This window comes from Nocardioides sp. NPDC127503, assembly GCF_040302165.1.
In the GTDB taxonomy this organism is placed as follows: domain Bacteria; phylum Actinomycetota; class Actinomycetes; order Propionibacteriales; family Nocardioidaceae; genus Nocardioides.
In genome coordinates this window covers 92,110-111,440 of sequence record NZ_JBEORH010000008.1, presented here as the reverse complement: position 1 = coordinate 111,440, position 19,331 = coordinate 92,110, and the positions used below count along the sequence as shown (strand labels likewise).

Annotated in this window: 13 protein-coding genes; 5 read left to right on the top strand and 8 right to left on the bottom strand. The window is 68.3% G+C overall.

Translation table 11 applies throughout. The features are described 5' to 3' along the window. Nucleotides 1-50: 50 nt before the first annotated feature. Both ABTW65_RS18730 and ABTW65_RS18725 read left to right on the top strand, forming a co-directional pair. Nucleotides 51-617, top strand: coding sequence for a TetR/AcrR family transcriptional regulator (locus tag ABTW65_RS18730; RefSeq protein ID WP_350662777.1), 567 nt, complete (start codon nt 51-53; stop codon nt 615-617). Nucleotides 618-642: 25 nt separating this feature from the next. Then, nucleotides 643-2,982 (top strand): MMPL family transporter, encoded by a 2,340-nt coding sequence (locus ABTW65_RS18725; protein WP_350662775.1) that lies wholly within the window; start codon nt 643-645, stop codon nt 2,980-2,982. A 24-nt stretch (nt 2,983-3,006) separates the two neighbouring features. Here the strand turns inward: ABTW65_RS18725 and ABTW65_RS18720 are convergent, their stop codons facing one another. Next, nucleotides 3,007-4,428, bottom strand: a complete 1,422-nt coding sequence (locus ABTW65_RS18720) for a fatty acid desaturase (protein WP_350662773.1) — start codon at nt 4,426-4,428, stop codon at nt 3,007-3,009. Nucleotides 4,429-4,516: 88 nt separating this feature from the next. Here ABTW65_RS18720 and ppgK point away from each other — a divergent pair, with 88 nt between their 5' ends. Further along, nucleotides 4,517-5,272, top strand: a complete 756-nt coding sequence (gene ppgK, locus ABTW65_RS18715; protein ID WP_160025998.1) for a polyphosphate--glucose phosphotransferase — start codon at nt 4,517-4,519, stop codon at nt 5,270-5,272. A gap of 2,163 nt (nt 5,273-7,435) precedes the next feature. Here ppgK and ABTW65_RS18710 read toward each other — a convergent pair. The 5 genes from ABTW65_RS18710 to ABTW65_RS18690 form a co-directional block, all read right to left on the bottom strand. Next, nucleotides 7,436-8,050: a nitroreductase family protein gene (locus ABTW65_RS18710; protein WP_350662770.1), complete on the bottom strand. Its 615-nt coding sequence runs from the start codon at nt 8,048-8,050 to the stop codon at nt 7,436-7,438. Between the two features lie 42 nt (nt 8,051-8,092). Next, nucleotides 8,093-8,728 (bottom strand): YitT family protein, encoded by a 636-nt coding sequence (locus ABTW65_RS18705; RefSeq protein WP_350662768.1) that lies wholly within the window; start codon nt 8,726-8,728, stop codon nt 8,093-8,095. Between the two features lie 85 nt (nt 8,729-8,813). Continuing rightward, nucleotides 8,814-10,226, bottom strand: coding sequence for a Re/Si-specific NAD(P)(+) transhydrogenase subunit beta (gene pntB / locus ABTW65_RS18700; protein ID WP_350662766.1), 1,413 nt, complete (start codon nt 10,224-10,226; stop codon nt 8,814-8,816). A 2-nt stretch (nt 10,227-10,228) separates the two neighbouring features. Continuing rightward, complete coding sequence (locus tag ABTW65_RS18695) at nt 10,229-11,758, bottom strand: Re/Si-specific NAD(P)(+) transhydrogenase subunit alpha (protein ID WP_350662764.1); 1,530 nt, start codon at nt 11,756-11,758, stop codon at nt 10,229-10,231. Between the two features lie 212 nt (nt 11,759-11,970). Then, entirely contained in the window at nt 11,971-12,960 is a 990-nt protein-coding gene (locus tag ABTW65_RS18690) for an aldo/keto reductase (protein WP_350662762.1), read from the bottom strand. 102 nt (nt 12,961-13,062) lie between these two features. Between ABTW65_RS18690 and ABTW65_RS18685 the strand changes: the two genes are divergently transcribed. Continuing rightward, nucleotides 13,063-13,917 carry a helix-turn-helix transcriptional regulator gene (locus tag ABTW65_RS18685; protein ID WP_350662760.1) on the top strand — a complete coding sequence of 285 codons (855 nt, stop codon included), beginning with the start codon at nt 13,063-13,065 and terminating at the stop codon, nt 13,915-13,917. Here ABTW65_RS18685 and ABTW65_RS18680 read toward each other — a convergent pair. Then, nucleotides 13,889-15,088: a glycosyltransferase gene (locus ABTW65_RS18680; protein ID WP_350662758.1), complete on the bottom strand. Its 1,200-nt coding sequence runs from the start codon at nt 15,086-15,088 to the stop codon at nt 13,889-13,891. The genes ABTW65_RS18685 and ABTW65_RS18680 overlap by 29 nt on opposite strands. Next, nucleotides 15,085-17,070 carry an ArnT family glycosyltransferase gene (locus ABTW65_RS18675; protein ID WP_350662756.1) on the bottom strand — a complete coding sequence of 662 codons (1,986 nt, stop codon included), beginning with the start codon at nt 17,068-17,070 and terminating at the stop codon, nt 15,085-15,087. The genes ABTW65_RS18680 and ABTW65_RS18675 overlap by 4 nt, the downstream gene beginning before the upstream one ends. 342 nt (nt 17,071-17,412) lie before the next feature. Here ABTW65_RS18675 and ABTW65_RS18670 point away from each other — a divergent pair, with 342 nt between their 5' ends. Further along, nucleotides 17,413-18,687 (top strand): HNH endonuclease signature motif containing protein, encoded by a 1,275-nt coding sequence (locus ABTW65_RS18670; protein ID WP_350662754.1) that lies wholly within the window; start codon nt 17,413-17,415, stop codon nt 18,685-18,687. The last annotated feature ends 644 nt before the right edge of the window (nt 18,688-19,331 follow it).

Sequence of the window (19,331 nt, the reverse complement as noted above, 5' to 3'; positions counted from 1 at the left end):
CAATACCCCCGTAGTGCAAGAATGCACTCTGTGAGAGAAAGTGCAACGTCATGATGCGGGGCCTCAACAAGACCGCGGCGGCGATCCACCGGGCCGCGCTCGAGATGACCGACGAGTTCGGCTTCGACGGCTGGACCATGGAGCATCTCGCCGACCGCGTCGGTGTCTCGCGGCGTACGTTGTTCAACCACGTCCCGAGCAAGATGGACGCCGTCCTCGGCCCGGAGCAGGAGCCCGACCCGGAGCTGCTCGAGGCCTTCCTCAGCGGCGGCCCCACCGGCCATGTCGGCCGCGATCTCGGCGCGCTGGTGCGTACGGTGCTCGACGCCGAGCCCATCGACCACGACGAGCTCGTGCTCATCCGCCACATCCTCGCCACCGACAGGCAGGTGCTCGATGCGGCACGCACTCGCTTCGAGCAGATAGCCGTTCACTTCTCAGAGGTCATCTCCGAGCGCGAGGGCGACCAGATGACTCCCGAGCTCGCGGGCGTCGTCCTGCATCTCGTGATCGTGGTCTTCAACGCCTCGCTCGACGCCTACCTCGCCAATCCTTCGGCCGGCACCGTCGCCGACCACTTCACCCGGATCTTCGACGACCTCGTCGATCTGTTCTGAACCACTGACCAGGGGGACCCCCGAAATGGCCAAGCTGCTCTATCGACTCGGAAAGACCGCCTACCGGCGGTGGCCGGTCTTCGTCGCCGTCTGGATGATCGCCATCATCGGTATCGGCGCCGTGGCGACCACGATGTCCAAGCCCATGACCACCACCTTCACCATGCCCGGCCTCGAGTCGGTCGAGGCTGCCGAGGACCTGCCCGAGATCATGGGCACCGAGGGCGGGTCGGTGCTCGACGCCGCCTCCATCGAGGTCGTCGTCGCCGCTCCCGAGGGCGAGACGCTCACGACACCCGAGAACCAGAAGGCCGTCGCCGAGCTCGCCCAGAACCTCGCCGCGCTCGATGACGTACCCGACCAGATCTCCTACATCTGGACCCCGGAACAGGCCGAGGCAGCCGCCCCTGGATACGCGAAGGCGATGTCTGCCGAGAGCGGGCAGCCGGTGACGACCCAGCAGGCGCAGCAGATGCTGCTCGGCCAGCTCCAGGCTCAGCCGACGCTGTCCGAGGACGGCCGGATCGGTCTGATCTCGACCGAGTTCGAGGACGTCGACGCGACCGAGGTGACGCCTGAGATGCAGGAGGAGGTCACCGACGTCATCGAGGACGCGAACAAGGACGGCCTTCAGGTCGAGGCACGCGGCCAGGGCATGCAGGTCCAGGAGATGGGCAGTGCGAGCGCCGAGCTGTTCGGCATCATCATCGCCTTGTTCATCCTGGTGATCACCTTCGGCTCCTTCGTGGCCGCCGGCCTTCCGATCATCACCGCCGGCGTCGGCGTCGCGATCGGAACGCTGGGGATCACCGCATTGACCGCGTTCACCGATGTCTCCTCGACCACGCCGATGCTCGCCACGATGATCGGCCTGGCGGTCGGGATCGACTACGCGCTGTTCATCCTGTCCCGCTACCGCAGCGAGCTCGACCACACCGACGATCGGGAGGAGGCCATCGGCGTCGCCGTGGGCACCGCCGGCTCGGCGGTCGTCTTCGCAGGCCTGACGGTCGTGATCGCCCTCGCCGCGCTCAGCGTCGTCGGGATCCCGTTCCTGACGGCCATGGGCCTGGGCGCAGCCGTCACCGTCGTCGTCGCCGTCCTGGTCGCGCTGACCCTGCTCCCGGCGATCCTCGGCCTGCTCAAGTCGAAGGCCTTCGGCCTGAACGTACGTCGCTACAACCCCAAGCGCGAGGCCAACGGTCGCATCCTCAACAACGGTGTCCGTTGGGCCCGGTTCATCGGCAAGGCACCGATCCTCTGGGTGCTGATCGCGGTCATCGGCCTCGGGGCCCTGGCGATCCCGTTCAAGGACCTTCACCTCGGCATGCCAAGCGACAGCACCGCGCCCGAGGACAGCTCGCGCCGCCAGGCGGTCGAGCTGGTCGTCGAGGGGTTCGGCCCCGGGCGCCTCGACCCGATGATGCTCGTCGTCGACGCGCGTGACATGTCCGGTGACACCGCGGCCAAGCAGAAGGCCTACGCCGACGTCGCCGAGTGGGCCGCGGGCCTCGACGGGGTGGCCAAGGTCATCCCGCCCCAGGGCAACGACAACGGCGCGGTCATCCTGATCGAACCGGAGACGTCCCCGGAGGACGAGAAGACCGAGGAGCTGCTCGGCGAGCTGCGCGATGGCGAGGGCGCCGTCGAGGAGCAGACCGGCACCGACCTCGCGGTCACCGGAACGTCGGCGATCATGTCCGACATTTCCGAGAAGCTCAACGACGCGCTGCTGCCCTACCTGGCGATCGTGATCGGGCTGGCGTTCATCCTGCTGATGCTCGTCTTCCGCTCGATCCTGGTGCCGCTGACCGCGACCCTCGGCTTCCTGCTGTCGGTCCTGGCGACCCTCGGCGCGACCGTGGCGATCTTCCAGGAGGGCGCCTTCGGCATCTTCGAGGGCCAGCCGATCGTCAGCTTCATCCCGATCTTCCTGATCGGGCTCGTGTTCGGGCTGGCGATGGACTACCAGGTCTTCCTGGTGACCCGGATCCGCGAGGCGCACGTCCACGGCGCCTCCTACAAGGAGGCCGTCGTCGACGGGTTCCGCAACTCGGCCCGGGTCGTCACGGCCGCCGCGCTGATCATGACCGCCGTCTTCTCGGGCTTCATCCTGATGGACGACCCGATCATCAAGTCGATGGGCTTCGCGCTCTCGGCCGCGGTCATCTTCGACGCCTTCGTGGTCCGGATGCTCCTGATCCCGACCCTCATGTACCTCATGAAGGAGAAGGCCTGGTGGCTGCCGAAGTGGCTCGACCGGATCCTCCCGAACGTCGATGTCGAGGGCGAGAGCCTGGAGCGGCACTACCTCGCCGACCACTACGCGGAGAAGCCGCGTGAGCCGGAGCTCGTCAAGAGCTGACGCTCTTCGTCTCGTGCCGCTGGCCTAGGACTCGACCGAGTCCGAGGCCAGCGGCACGAAGTCGACCTTCTCTCGTACGCCGCAGTCAGGGCAGCACCAGTCGTCGGGTACGTCGGCCCACGCGGTCCCGGCGGCGAAGCCCTCGGCCTCGTTGCCCTCCTCGACGCGGTAGGTGTAGCCACAGCCGGGGCAGCGGGCGGCCAGCACCTCGGCCGCGACGACCTGGGCGACGGTGTCGTCGCCGGCCTCGGCCTGGTCGGCGGCGAGCGGCGGATACTTCGCCAGGATCCGGTCCCGCTTGCGCGGCAGGATGTTGGCCCGCGACATGTCGCCGTCGAAGTGCGCCAGCACCCTGGGGTCCATCACCCGGCGCCAGACCGGAGGCAGGATCGCGAGCAGGATCATCCCGGCATAGCCGGTCGGCAGCACCGGAGACTCCTTGTAGTCACGCAGGGTCTGGTAGCGGCGTACGGGGTTGGCGTGGTGGTCGCTGTGGCGCTGCAGGTGGTAGAGCAGAACGTTGGTGGCGATGTTGTTGGAGTTCCAGGAGTGGCTGGGGTCGACGCGCTCGTAGCGTCGGCCGACCTTCTGGCGCAGCATCCCGTAGTGCTCCATGTAGTTGATCACCTCGAGTAGCGAGAACCCGACGACGGCCTGGATCAGCAGGAACGGGATCACCACCGGCCCGAGCCACACGATCAGTCCGCCCCAGAGCACCGCGGACATCAGCCAGGCGTTGAGTACGTCGTTGCCGATCCGGAACGGGTGCTGGTCGCGGCGGGCGTACCTCTTCTTCTCCAGCCGCCAGGCGCTCTTCAGCGATCCCGCGACCGTGCGGGGCCAGAAGGTGTAGAAGGACTCGCCGACCTTGGCCGAGGCCGGGTCCTCGGGAGTCGCGACGCGGACGTGGTGGCCCCGGTTGTGCTCGATGTAGAAGTGGCCGTAGAAGCTCTGTGCGAGCGCGACCTTGGAGAGCCAGCGCTCGACGTCCTCGCGCTTGTGGCCGAGCTCGTGCGCGGTGTTGATGCCGATGCCGCCGATGCAGCCGACCGAGATCGCCAGCCCGACCCGGTCGATGATGCTCAGGGTGTGACCGTCCAGAGCGCCGTGGGCGGCCATGGCCATGCCGCCGATGAAGACGGCGTACTGCAGCGGGAGGTAGGAGTAGACGATCCAGCGGTAGTACCTGTCGTTCTCCAGCGCCTCGATCATGTCGTCCGGCGGGTTGGACTGGTCGAGCCCCGCGAACAGGTCGATCGCCGGGACGACGATCAGGATGATGATCGGTCCGGTCCACAGGAAGGCGCCGACGTCGGTGAGATGCCAGCCGCCGATCGCGATGAACCCGAGGAGCGGCACCACCAGGCCCAGCAGCCACAGGTAGCGCTTCTTGTCGCGCCACTGTTCGGTCGAGCCGTCGGGCACCGTGCTGTTGGCGATATCCATCGTCGTCCCCCTTGACACCTGATTGACAAACAGGTCGTATCTGTCAAGTGTCGTACGTCACGTCGAGGGTTGTAAATAGGATGGGGTCATGACGACGAGCCTGCCCTTTGGCATCGACTTCGGCGGCACGGGCATCAAGGGTGCCCCGATCGATCTCGCGACCGGCGAGTTCGCCGAGGAACGCGTACGCATCCCGACACCCGAACGCTCCACCCCCGACGCCATCGCCGAGATCTTCGTGGACCTGCTCTCCCAGTTCCCGGACTACGACGGGAAGGTCGGCGTGACCGTTCCCGGCGTCGTACGTCACGGGGTGGTCCACTCCGCTGCCAACATCGACAAGTCCTGGATCGGCGCCGACGCGGACGCGATCTTCACCGCGGCCACCGGGCGCGACGTCCACGTGGTCAACGACGCCGACGCCGCCGGCCTGGCGGAGGTCCGCTACGGCGCCGCGAAGGGCCGCCGCGGGTTGGTCATCATGACCACGCTCGGCACCGGGATCGGCTCAGCGCTCCTCTACGACGGCGTGCTCGTGCCCAACTCCGAGCTCGGTCACCTCGAGCTCGACGGGCACGACGCCGAGACCCGCGCCTCAAACATCGCCCGCAAGCGCGAGGATCTCTCCTGGAAGCACTGGGCCAAGCGGCTGCAGAGGTACTACCAGCACCTGGAGATGCTCTTCTCGCCCGACCTATTCCTTGTCGGCGGAGGGGTCTCGAAGGAGGCGGCGGAATTCCTGCCGCTGCTCGACCTGGACACCGAGATCATCCCGGCGAAACTGCTCAACACCGCGGGGGCCGTCGGGGCCGCGCTGTACGCCGAAGAGCTCGCCACCGACTGACCGCTGCGAACCGGCGGGCGGCGAACCGCCTGGTGGTGGGCCGACTGGTGGCGGAGGCGGAGCCGGTCGATCCCACGGAGCGCCCGCCCTCTTCGTCTGCTTGACCTGGGCGAGGAACGCCTTGCGGTTCGCCCGCCGCAGCCGGCGAGCCTCGCGCCGGCGTCGCGCCCACGGGCTGCGAAGCACCCGGAACGCTGCGTACGCCCCGGCAACGAGCACGATCAGCGCGACGAGTCCGACGGCCAGCGCCCAGTCCGCCCGGGCGCGTACGCCGGCCGCGGTGGCCGAGGCGTCTTCGAGATAGCCGTTGTTCAGGTCGGCTCGCGCGCTGGCCGCGCCCACGTCGAGGAACAGCACCAACTCACCGAGCTCGGTCAGCGGGTTCTGCATCCCCTCGACGTCGGCCGTCGCCTCACCGACCTCGGTGATCACCTCGGCGGTGCGGGGAAGCGTGGTGGCGAGCTCGCGATAGCGGTCGTCCTCGTTGGCGCCCTCGTAGGCCTCCTTCGCCGCGGCCGGCACCGGCAGATCGGCCTTCTCGGCCGCCTCCTGGACGGCAGCGGCATCGGCGTTCGCCTCACCTATCAGGCCCACGACGCCGTCCACGTCCTCGAAGGTCCATGCCGCCATGACGTCGCGGAGTCCCAGCGGCGGCAGCCACTCGCCGTTGACGCGGTCGATCTCGGCGTACGTCTTGCGGGCCTCGGCCCTGGGCTCGAGCTGCTTGGACTCGGCGCGGGTGAGCACCCAGTTCTTCAGCGGCTTCTCCGGGGAGGCGTCGGTGTCGTACTTCTGCACGATGTCGAGGAAGAGGCGCCAGTCGACCGGACCGCTGGTGATCTCGTCATCGGCGGCGTCGTAACCGGTGCGGCCGTCGTAGACGTCGTCGACCACATGGGTCAGGTCCTCTTCGGAGAGGTCCGAGAGCATGGCTGAGACGGCTGTGTAGGCGGCCGGATAGCCGTACTCGTCCTTCTCCTGGCTCCAGCCTTCGGCATCCCAGGTCAGGAGGGGGAACGCGGCCTTGCTGCGACGCTTCACCTTGCCGTACTTCTGCCCCTTGGCGCCGACCTGCTTCGTCGCGTGCTGGGCGACGAGCTCGGTCAGGCCCTCGCTCAGCCAGCGGCCCTCGACGATGTCGGGGTTGATCCAGGCGTGGGTCATCTCGTGGTAGAGGATCGCCGTGTCCAGGTCCTCGGAGACGACGATCTCGTCGGCGTCGGAGTCGAACCAGGCGTAGCCGACCGCCTCCGCAGAACCGTCCTCACGAATCGTCTCCAGCCCACCGGGCCACTCGTTGCCGGTCAGCTCCTCCAGCACCGGCATGCCCTCGGTGACCCGCTTCTCGGCAAAGTCGATCCACTCCTTGTCCTTGGGAAAGCTCTGCAGTGACAGCTTCGTGTCGCCGATCTTGATCTTCTTCTCGTCGAAGGCCTTCGGGTCGCGGGCGGAGACGCCGGCGTCGACGAAGTCGCCCTCGGAGTGCCAGGTCGTCGTCTTGCCCTTGGTCCGCTTGGTGAAGTCGCCCGAGGAGGCGGTGAACGTCATCGACTTCGGCAGCACGACGTCAACGCTCACCTGCCCGTCGTCACCGAGGCCGATCACGGGGAAGACGGCGTACCCCTCGCCGATCCGGGTGTGGTTCTTCTTCGCCCGGATCGGGGCGCCCTTCAGCTCGTACGTCCAGGTGATCGTGCGCGACTTGCCGTAGTAGAGGTTTGGGAAGGACACGGTCACCACCGCGAGACCGGTGCCCTTGATCTTCTCGCTGCTCACCGGCAGCGTCGCGCCGTTGCTGGTCGCCCTGACCTTCGTCGCCCCGGCCGGGATCGGGATCGCGTGACCGGTCAGGAAGTAGTAGGTCGTGGCCGTGCTCGGCTGCTGGTTGGTGACCGTGACCTCGGCCTTCACCTTGACGGTCTGGGCCTTCTCGTCGAGCACGTAGCGGGTGCGCGAGGACTCACCGACACCGTCGTTGGGCGCCGCGACGGCGGCCGGCGCGGTCGTCACCAGCCCAGCACCCAGCATCCCCAGCACGAACAGACCTGCCGTCACGCGCCGGAGCCGACCTGCTCCCTGACCGTTCTCCACCCACGAACCTTAGACCGATGCCCCGTCGGGTACGTCCTTTTTAATGGCCTTCTGGGACGCACGCACGGGGCATCACGCCCAGGGCGTACCCCATTTGTCAGCGAAGGCCGTCTCCTCGAGCGGCCGCCGGATGCGCTCGCGCTCCTCCCGCTCGGCGTCGCGCGGGTCGACCTCCGTGGGGTCGCCGTGGCGCCCGACCGCGATCCCGGTCATCACCTTCCACCAGTCCGGTACGCCGAAGGTCGCGGCCACGGCATCGTGGTCGAACCCGGCGAACTGGTGGGAGGAGAGGCCGAGGGAGGCAGCCTGGACGGTCAGGTGCGCGGCCGCCTGACCGAGGTCGTAGTGGGAGTAGTCCGACCACTTCGGGCCGTTGCCGTCCGGGCCCACGCCGACCTGGGAGACCGCGACGAACACCGCCGAGGCCCGCGGCACCCAACCGGAGTTGCCGCGCGAGAGATGGCTCACGAACGTCGCGTGCCCGGCCGATCCTCGGGGCAGGACCAGGAACGACCACGGCTGGCTGTTGCCCGCGCTCGGCGCCCACCGGGCCGCCTCGAGAAGCAGCCTGATCTCGGCGTCGGCGAGCTCGTGGGCCGGGTCGAAGACACTCACCGACCAGCGGTCACGCAGGTGCTCGGTCAGGTCCTCGGCGCCGGCCTGGGGTGCGCGCTTCGCGGCAGTCATGCCTCTATTCTGCAATGTCTACCGACTTGGCAGACAAACGTCTCAGGCGAGGTAGCGGCCGGGCCGGTGGTTGAAGGCCAGGATGATGTTGAGGACGACCGCGCCGAGCGCGGAGAGGAGGACGGTCGCGGGCGAGACGAGGAAGAGCGCGAGCAGGATGACGCTGACATCGAGGCCCATCTGGACGTACCCGGCCCGGATGTTGAGCCGCTCCTGCAGGAGCAGGGCGAGTACGTTGAACCCGCCCAGCGAGGCGCCGTGCCGGAAGATCACCAGGAGCCCGAGGCCGACGAGGAGGTTGCCGGCCACGACGCCGTAGACGGTGTCGAGGCCGTCGAGCGGAAGCAGGTCGGCGTGGACCCGGGTCATCGCCGAGACCGCGATGACGCAGCCCAGCGACCGGAGGGTGAACCCGATGCCCTTCTTGGAGAGCGCGAGTCCGAAGAAGGGCAGGTTGACCAGGACGAACAGCACCTCGAACGGCAGCCCGGTCCAGTAGCTCACCAGCAGGCTCAGGCCGGCGGTGCCGCCGGTCACCGCGCCGACCGACTGGATCAGGTAGAGGCCCAGCGAGGTCACCACGATGCTGGTCACGTAGCCGAGCGCGTCCTCCAGCAACGTATGGGGGACGCGGATCGACTCGAGGGAGTCTGCAAACGGCTCGGACACGACACTCATTCTGTGTGTCGTGCCCGGGCCGTGCAGAATTCACCAGGGCGAGACTTGCGTCACGTTTCCGCTGGTCAGGTGCAGTTTGTCCAGGTCAGGCGGGCACCCGGGCGAGAGCGTTGACGATCTCGTCGACCTTGGCCTTGGCGTCGCCGAAGAGCATCTGCGAGTTCTCCCGGAAGAAGAGCGGGTTCTGCACACCGGCATAGCCCGCAGCCATCGACCGCTTGAAGACGACCACGTTCTTGGCCTCCCAGACCCGCAGGACGGGCATGCCGGCGATCGGGCTGGTGGGGTCCTCGGCGGCGGCCGGGTTCACGGTGTCGTTGGCACCGATGACCAGGACGACGTCGGTCTCGGCCAGGTCGTCGTTGACCTCGTCCATCTCCAGGACGATGTCGTAGGGCACCTTGGCTTCGGCCAGCAGCACGTTCATGTGGCCCGGGAGACGGCCGGCGACCGGGTGGATGCCGAAACGTACGTCCACGCCCTTGTCCCGCAGGATGCGGGTGAGCTCGGCGACCGGGTACTGCGCCTGGGCGACGGCCATGCCGTAGCCCGGGGTGATCACGACGGAGGAGGCGCCGGCGAGGAGTTCGGCGGTGTCCTCGGCGTTGATCTCGCGGTGCTCGCCGTAGTCGACGTCGCCGGACGGACCGGCCTCGATGCCGAACCCACCGGCGATGACCGAGATGAACGAGCGGTTCATCGCCTTGCACATGATGTAGGAGAGGTACGCACCCGAGGAGCCGACCAGGGCACCGGTGACGATCAGCAGGTCGTTGCCCAGGAGGAAGCCGGAGGCGGCCGCGGCCCATCCGGAGTAGCTGTTCAGCATCGAGACCACGACCGGCATGTCACCGCCGCCGATGGAGGCGACCAGGTGCCAGCCGAGCGCCAGCGCCACGACGGTGACCGCGATCAGCAGCGGGAGCGTCGGGTTGATGACGTACACGACCGTCAGGATCACGAAGACGACCAGGGCGCCGATGTTGATGACGTTCTTGCCCGGCAGCATCAGCGGGGCCGACTTCATCCGCGCGGAGAGCTTGAGGAAGGCGACGATCGAGCCGGTGAAGGTGACCGCACCGATGAAGACACCGATGAAGACCTCGGCGGAGTGGATGGCGCCACCCGATCCAGCAGCAGGGCCGTGGCCGGCGGCCGCCTCGAGGTGGCCGTTCCAGCCGATCAGGACGGCGGCCAGACCCACGAAGGAGTGCAGCAGCGCGATCAGCTCGGGCATGCCGGTCATCTCGACGACCTTGGCGCGCCACAGGCCGATGACCGCGCCGACCGCGACAGCAGCGACCAGGACGATCACCGCGGTGGTGGTGCCGCCGTCGACGACCTGGATGACTGTCGCGACCAGCGCCAGCGCCATGCCGGCGACGCCGTAGAGCCAGCCCTGCGAGGCGGTCTCGTGCTTGGACAGTCCTGCCAGCGACAGGATGAAGAGGAGGGCGGCGACGAGGTAGGCCGCACCAGCGATCGAGAAGATATCCATGATCAGGCCTTCCGGAACATCGAGAGCATGCGGCGGGTCACGGCGAAGCCACCGAAGATGTTGATGCTCGCCAGCAGCGTGGCGATGCCCGCGAGCACGAGCACCACGTTGTCAGCGACGGTGAGCTGCAGCAGGGCGCCCACGACGACGATGCCGGAGATCGCGTTGGTCACCGACATCAGCGGGGTGTGCAGCGCGTGGTGCACGTGGCCGATGACGTAGAACCCGATCACGATCGACAGCGTCAGCACGGTGAAGTGGCGGGTGATCTCGGCCGGAGCGACCGCGTTGAGCAGGAAGAGGGCGAGCGCACCGGTGCCGACCAGAGCGAGCTTGGCGGACGCGGAGAGCGGCTTCTTCTCCTCCTTGACCGCGACCTCGGCGGGAGCGGCGACGGCCGGAGCCGCGGAGACCTGCACCGGCGGGGGCGGCCAGAGCACGCCGCCGTCGTGCACGACGGTCAGGCCGCGCTGGACCTGGTCCTCGAGATCGAGGGCGAGTACGCCGTCCTTCTCGGGAGTCACCAGCTTCATCAGGTTCACCAGGTTGGTGCCGTAGAGCTGGCTGGACTGCGCGGGAAGACGCGCGGGGAGGTCGGTGTAGCCGATGATCGTGACGCCGTTGGGCGTGGTGACGACCTCGTCCTTCACGGTGCCCTCGACGTTTCCGCCCATCGCGGCCGCCATGTCGACGATGACCGAACCGGGCTTCATGCTCGCCACGTCGGCCGCCGTGATCAGCTTCGGCGCCGGACGGCCCGGGATCAGCGCGGTCGTCACGATGATGTCGACGTCCTCGGCCTGCTCGGAGTAGATCTCCGCGGCGCGCTGGTCGTACGCCTCCGACGTCGCCTTCGCGTAGCCGTCGGTCGACTTCTCGACCTCGACTTCGACCTTCAGGTATTCGCCGCCGAGCGACTTGACCTGGTCGGCGACCTCCGGGCGGGGGTCGGTGGCGCGCACGATCGCGCCCAGCGAGCTCGCTGCGCCGATGGCGGCCAGACCGGCCACACCGGCCCCGGCCACGAGGACCTTCGCCGGCGGCACCTTGCCCGCCGCGGTCACCTGGCCGGTGAAGAAGCGGCCGAAGTGGTGGGCCGCCTCGACCACGGCGCGGTAGCCCGCGATGTTGGCCTGGCTGGAGAGGATGTCCATCGACTGCGCACGCGAGATACGCGGCACCGCGTCCATCGCGAAGGCGTCGACCTTGCGGGCGGCCAAGGCGTCGAGGAGCTCGGCGCTCTGCGCCGGCGCCAGCGGGGCGACCAGCGTGGCGCCGCTCTTCAGCAGCTCGACCTCGCCGACCGAGGGGGCGTTGATCCGGAAGACCAGATCGGCACCCCACGCGTCGGCGGCCGTGCCGATGCGGGCGCCGGCCTCGGCGTACGCCTCGTCCTTGAAGCTGGACGCCTCTCCGGCTCCACCCTCGATGACGACGTCATAGCCCAGACCGGTCAGTTGTTTGACGGTCGCGGGGGTGGCCGCCACCCGGGTCTCCCCGGGCTTCGTCTCTCGGGTCACTCCGATGAGCATCCTCGACTCCTTGGGTCTAGCTGCGCAGTGTCTTCAGTCTCCAGCATGGTGGGATCCCGGTCAGCCGATCAGCGCGTGACCGATTCATGACCGGCGCGGGTCCGGAACCCCACCGTGCTGGTTACTGGCCGGTAACGGTAGGGCAGATCAGCAGGTGGACACCAGGTTTGTCCGGTTGTATCGGTCCAATACCTGTGGTCTTCCTCACGTCCTCACAGCTCGCTGTCGAGCTGCGCCATGAACTGGGTCGGGTAGCGGTCACCGCGGGCGGCACCGACGGGAACGGCGGCGTCGATGCGGGCGAGGTCGGCGTCGTCCAGCACGACCGCGTTCGCCTCGGCCATCGACTCGACCTGGCTGACCCGGCGGGATCCGATGACGGGGACGATGTGCTCGCCGCGGGCGGCGACCCAGGCGATCGCGAGCTGCGCCAGGGTGATGCCCTTGGCCTCGGCGATCTCCTCCAGGGTGATCAGCAGCGCGCGGTTGTGGTCGAGGTTGTCGCCCTGGAAGCGGGGCATGAGAGCGAGCGAGCCGCCGAGGGCGCCGCTGCCGCCGATCAGGCCGCGGCCGAGGACGCTGTACGCGGTGATGCCGATGCCCAGCTCACGGCAGGTGTCGAGGATGCCGTTGGTCTCGATCCCCCTGCTGAGCAGGGAGTACTCGATCTGCAGGTCGCTGATCGGGGCCACCGCGGCGGCGCGGCGGATCGTGTCGGCGCTGACCTCGCTCAGCCCGATGTGGCGTACGTATCCGGCCTCCACCAGCTCCTGGACCGCGCCCACGGTCTCCTCGATCGGCACCTGCGGGTCGAGCCGTGCGGGGCGGTAGATGTCGATGTGGTCGGTGCCGAGCCGCTGGAGGGAGTAGGTCAGCGAGGACCTGACCGCCTCGGGGCGGGCGTCGAAGCCGGCCGGCATCCCGACCGGGGTGAGCAGTGCGCCGAACTTCACCGAGAGCACCACGTCGTCGCGGTCGCGCTCGCGCAGCGCCCGGGCGATCAGCATCTCGTTGTGGCCGGCGCCGTAGAAGTCGCCGGTGTCGATCAGGGTGCCGCCGGCGTCGATATAGGCGTGGATGACGCGTACGCCTTCCTCGTCGTCGACCGCGCCGTAGACGCCGGAGAGGCTCATCCCGCCGAGCGCGGGGGAGGTGACCGTGGGACCGTTCTTGCCGAGCTGTCGGCTGCTGAATGTCGTCATGACGTCCAGCCTGCGGCGCTCGAAGAGTGCTCGGGAGGCACGGCACATCCAGGGACGACCCGTCCCTGGATAACCGGACACCACCGACGGAGGATGAAGAGCGTGACCGACCGCCGTGAGCTCGCCGACTTCCTTCGCCGTCGCCGGGAGCTGCTCCGGCCCTCAGATGTCGGTCTCCCGGACGGGTTGCGGCGGCGTACGCCCGGACTTCGGCGGGAGGAGGTCGCCTCGCTCGCCGGCGTCTCGACCGACCACTACACGCGACTGGAGCAGGCGCGCGGGTCGGCGCCCTCGGAGTCGGTGCTCTCCGCGATCGCGCGGGCGCTGCAGTGCGATCTCGACGAGCGCGACCACCTCTTCTACCTCGCCGGGATGACGCCGCCGGCGCGACGGGCGGGGAATTACGTACGTCCCGGCCTGATCGCCCTCGCCCGGCGTCTGACCGACATCCCCGTCGTGATCTACACCGACATCGGTGAGATCGCCTGGCTCAACCCGCTCGCCACCGCGCTACTGCCGCCGCTGCCCGACGGCCCCGGCCGGGGCCGCAACATGATGTGGCGCTGGTTCACCGAGCCCGACCGCCGGCCGGCGCCGCGGGAGGACTGGGACCGGATGTCGGCGAGCCATGTGATGGATCTGCGGGCGACGTACGCCCGGCGGGCCGGTGACTCCGACATCACCTCGCTGGTGCACGACCTCCTCGCGGCGAGCGAGGAGTTCCGCGGGCTCTGGGAGCGCCACCAGGTCGGCGTACGGCGTGCCGACCTGAAGACGTTCATCCATCCGGAGGTCGGCACGGTCGCCGTACGCTGCGAGGTCCTGCTCACCGAGGAGGCCGACGTGAAGCTGCTCGCCTACTTCCCGGCCGAGGGCACCGATGCCGCGGAGAAGCTGGAGCTGCTCCGCGTCATCGGCACCCAGCGGCTCACGAGCGCGGACTCATCACCCACCTGAGGGCGATGAAGCGGATCAGCGTGGCGGCGGCGTTGGCGGCGACGAGCACGACGATCTCGAACGCTCGCGCGGGGGTCGGCGCGGCCAGGTGGAGGAGCCCGAGCGATCCCGAGGTCAGGGTCAGCCCGACCCCGAACGCGGCCAGCCCGGCGACGTGATGCTTCACCGCGCCCTGCCGCGCGGTGATCCCGAAGGTCAGCCGGCGGTTGGCCGCGGTGTTGGCGACCGCGGTCAGCAGGAGCGCGATCAGGTTCGCCGCCTGCGCTCCGACGGCGGTGCGGAGGAGGACGTAGAGGAGCAGGTACGCCAGTGTGCTCAACACCCCGATGGCGCCGAACCGGATCACCTGAGCCGCCAGGCTCGGGCTCCGGACGGGCCCGGGAGGACGTACGCCGCTGAGGTCGATCCGGCCGCTGACCAGCCCGAACAGCAGCCGACGGATCCCGACGAGATCCTCCTTGATCGTCGTGAAGACGTCGACGCGCGAGTCGGGATCGTCGACCCAGTCCACCGGCACCTCGTGCACGCGCAGCCCGGCCTCGGAGGCGAGGACGAGGAGCTCGGTGTCGAAGAACCAGCTGTCGTCCTCGATCAGCGGCAGCAGCTTCTCAGCGACGTCGCGGCGGATCGCCTTGAAGCCGCACTGGGCGTCGGTGAACTCTGCGGACAGGATCCCGCGCAGCAGCAGGTTGTAGCCCTTGGAGAGGAAGTCGCGCTTCGGACCTCGTTCGATCCGGCTGCCACGGGCCAGCCGCGACCCGATCGCGACATCGGAGTGGCCGGAGAGCAGCGGGGCGAGCAGGGGCGGCAGGGCACGCAGATCTGTGGAGAGGTCGACGTCCATGTAGCCGACCACCTCCGCTCGGGATGTCGACCAGGCCGACTTGAGCGCTCGTCCGCGGCCCTTCTCCTCGAGGTGGATCGCGCGGACCCGGGTGATCTCGCCCGCGAGACGCTCCGCGATCTCCCAGGTGCCGTCGGTGCTGGCGTTGTCCGCGATCGTGATCGTCGTGGAGTAGGGGAGGGTGCGCAGGTAGCCGTCGAGGTGGCGTACGGACTCCTCCAGGCCGTTCTCCTCATTGTGGACCGGGATCACCAGGTCGATCGTCGTCAGCAGTCGCTTCTCGTCGACGACCCGCAGGCCGTTCGAGAGTGTCGTGTCCGCGGTCATGCGGTCGCCTCGGTCAGGTCGTAGACCGTGGAGCTGCCGATCGTGGTCTCGGTGAAGTTCTCCGTCACCCAGGCGCTGATCTCGGAGGCGCTGGAGGTCTCGTCGCTGGCGCCTCCGCCTCTCATGCCGCCCATCCCGCCGCCGGCGATGAAGTAGTGGATCTCGCCGTTGGCGACGTTCTCCTGGAACTGCTCGAGCGTGATGCTGTTCGAGGTGCCGTTGAAGCCACCGATCGCCATCACGGCCTCGCCGGTCTCGAGCTGGAGGCCGGCCGCGGTCTGGGAACCGATCGCCGCGGCCACCCAGGTGTAGTGGCCGGCGTTGGTGCTCACTGCCGCGGCGAGCTCCTCGTCGACCGCGCCGCCGCCCATCATTCCGCCGCCGCGCATACCGCCGGGATTGCCGCCGGGCATGCCGTCGGGCATCTGCTGGGGCTGGCCGGTCGGCGGAGTGCCGTTCTGGGTCTGAGCACCGGGGCCGCCGGCGGCACCACCAGGGCGACCACCGCGCATCCCGCCCATGCCGCCGCCCTCGTACGGCCCGGCCGTCACGATCGAGCCGGTGTGAGCGGTGCCGATCGTCTGGATCGCGTACGCCGCGGGCCCGAGGCCCACGGTCACGGCTGCCGCCGCGAGGACCGCCGCCACAGCCCTGCGGGTGAGCCTGTCCGCGAAGACGAACGCGGCGGCGACGCCGAGACCGATGATCAGGACGGGCCAGCGCAGAGCGTCGTACGGCTGCTCGCCCGACTGCCCGAGGAGCACCCAACCCCACACGGCGCTGCCGGCCATCGCGACCGCGAGGGTGATCCGGGCGAAGAGGCTGTCGCGGTCACGCCACATGATCACTGCGCCGACGACGGCGGTGATCGCGATCCACGGAGCCAGCGCGACCACGTAGTAGTCGTGGTAGATGCCCTCCATGAAGGAGAAGACCAGCCCGGTGACGAGCATCGAGGCGCCGCTGAGCATCAGCACCGCGCGGGTCAGGTCGGTACGCGGAGTCTTGCGCAGCGGGACGAGCCCGGTGACGAGGAGGAGCAGCGCGGCGGGGAGCAGCCAGGAGACCATGCCGCCGGAGACGCCCTGGAAGAGGCGCAGGATCCCGGCGGCGCTGGAGAAGCCGGCGTTGCCGAGGCCGCCGTAGTCGCCGCCGTTGAGCCGGCCGACGCCGTTGTAGCCGAGCGTCAGCTCGAGGAGCGAGTTACTGGTCGAGCCGTCGATGTAGGGCCGCCACGACTCCGGGATGAGCTCGACGATCGCGATGTACCAGCCCGCGCTGACGACCATCGCCACGAAGCAGGCGATGCCGTGTCCGACCCTCCTGCCGAACGAGCCCTTGCCCGCGATCAGGTAGACGACCGCGATCGCCGGGATGATCAGGAACGCCTGCAGCATCTTGGTCAGGAATCCGAAGCCGAGCAGCGCCCCGGCCAGCACCATCCACCGGCCCTTGCCCGTCTCGATCGCCTTCAGCGTCGAGAACCCGGCACCGACCAGCAGCAGGAGCAGCAGCGCGTCCGGGTTGTTGAACCGGAACATCAGCGCCGCCGCCGGCGTCAGTGCGGTCAACGCCCCCGCCGCGATCGCCGCCTGCCACGGCGCGACCTTCTTCACCATGGCGAAGACGAGCCCCACGGTCCCGACACCCATCAGCGCCTGCGGAACCAGGATGCTCCACGAGGACAGCCCGAAGAGGCGTACGGACAGGCCCATCACCCACAACGAAGCCGGCGGCTTGTCGACCGTGATCGAGCTGCTCGCGTCGAGCGCCCCGAAGAACCACGCCTTCCAGCTCTCGCCGCCGGCCTGTGCGGCGGCGGAGTAGTACTGATTGGCGTATCCGGACTCCGAGAGCGTCCAGAGGTACGCCGCTGCTGTGAGGGTCAGCAGAACGATGAGCGACGCGCGCTCGGGGGTGGGGCGCCAGCTTCTTGTCTTCGTCGGCGATGTTGCCGTTGGTGGGTCGAGGAGTTGGGTCATGGCGACCACGCTTCGGGGTGGGGCTGTGGTGGTCGTTTTTTGTGGCTGTGAGCGGCCTATGGGGAGTGGATGCCCGCCGTTTCTTCGGGGTTGGGGTGGGCCGCCGACCCGTTCTTGGAGGGTCTTCTCGATCTGGCCCGGGTGTGGCGCAGCGGATTCTTGTTTGGGACAGATGGTGTTGATGGGGTGAAGGGGTGGCCCTTCGGGCCACTTATTATCCACAGGTGCGAGGGCGTTCGCTCACTGCGAAACTGGGTTTGACCTGCGAAAATAGATGGCCGATGTAGAGGTGAAGGCGTAGAATCAGACCATCACAATACCCGTTTGAAGGGAGGGCACGCGATGAGTCTTGAACGCGACATGAACCGCCGAGACACTGACGCCGACGATGCGATCGACGCTGAGATGGACACCATCGAGTCCTCCCTCGACAAGCTGTTGACCAGGGATCCCGCCTACTGGCGCACCGGCCAGAAGAAGGATCGGCTGCAACGGCTGGAAAGGGCCCAGGCGCGGTTGGCCGCGTTGAAGCTCCGAGTACTCGCCACCGCCGGCGACATCGCCGAAGAGACCGGCTCCAAAGACGCCTCCGCATGGATGCGCGCCGAACTGCTGGTCGACAAAGCCTCGGCACGCTCGCAGATCAAGCTCGCCGCCGGGATCGCGAAGTACGACCTCGTCGCTGCCGGTCTCGCCGAGGGCGTCGTGTCCCAGGACAAAGCCCGGGTGATCACCAAGGCACTCGACAAGATCGAGACCAACCCGGAAGCCAGCGCTGAGGACCTGACCCTCGCTGAGGAGCTCTTGGTCGACTACGCCACCCGCCTGACCGCCAACGAGCTCCACATCGTCGGCAAGCGCATCCTGGTCGAGGTCGACCCGGTCCGGTTCGAGGACGCCGAAGCCAAAGCCCTCCTCGCTGAAGAAGAACGTGCCCAGCAAAAGACCGCGCTACGGGTCTGGGACAACCACGACGGCACCATCGGCTTCGACGGCGTCCTGCCGACCTCGATCGGGATGAGATTCAAGCGACTGGTCGAGGCCTACGCCCAACCCCGCAGACAACAACTCGTCGCCAAGGGCGCGCCCCTGCCGCCGTGGGAAAGGCTCATGGGCCAGGGCTTCGCCCGCCTCCTCGAGACCATCGATCCCGCCGCGCTGCCCCGCCACGGCGGTGACGCCACCACCATCAATGTGGTGATCTCCCTCGAGGAGCTCCGCAAAGACCTCGGCATCGCGACCCTGGGCTACGACGACACCAACGGTGCCACCATCTCGGCGGCGGAGGCGCGGCGGATGGCGTGCAACGCGACCATCATCCCGTGGGTCCTCGGCGGTGACGGTGAGGTCCTCGATGCCGGTCGAGGCAGCAGGTTCTTCCAGCCGATCCAGCGCAAGGCGATGCGGTTGCAGCAGAAGTGCTGCCAGGCCGAGGGCTGTGACATGCCACCGGAGTGGTGCGACGCCCACCATCTAGAGCCCTGGGCTGTCGGCGGGAAGACAGATCTCAAGGACGGGGCGTTGTTGTGCCCGCATCATCACCGCATGGCGCACAACCATGCCTACGTTCACGAGCGATTACCGGATGGCACCATCCGGTTCACCCGCCGCCCCTAATCGGCCGGGCGAGGAATCACTTGACCGCGACCCTGCCAGCCAGGCCTTGCGGCACCCCGTCGACCGGGCTCAGCCCTCGCTGAAGCCGTCCGTCCCGGCGCCCAAATGAGCGTGCCGGCCAACTCTCGACTTCACACACGCCGTTTCCCCACTGGCGGAGACACTTCCCCACTGCGGCGGAGGTTCCCCACGCTCCGGAGGGTGGGGAACCTCCGCGCCCGTGGGGAGCTCTTCGGATCAGTGGTGAACTCATGACCTACCAGGCACCGAACCGGGTCCAGCCAAGGCGACGGCCCGCTTGTGAACGGTTCACAAGGTCCGGCCCACTGCCATAGGCGCCCACGAGGCACCGAGCCGCCCGCACACGACCAGCCACAGCCCCAAACCCGTACCCAACTGAATCCGCTGCACCACACCCTCGCCGCCGACCCGATACAGGCCAAATCTTTCTCGATCGCGCGCCGGGTCAAGGATGGCCGAAGGCCACTGCGAAGCGGCGGGCGAAGCCCGTCCTTGACGCGGCGCGCGATCGAGAAACAATCAAACCAAGGGTCGGCGGCGAAACACTGAACGAAGCCACGGCCACTTCAGCGCGACTTCCCGAGACCAAACCAGGACTCGACAAGGCTTGACCGCTAGAGCCA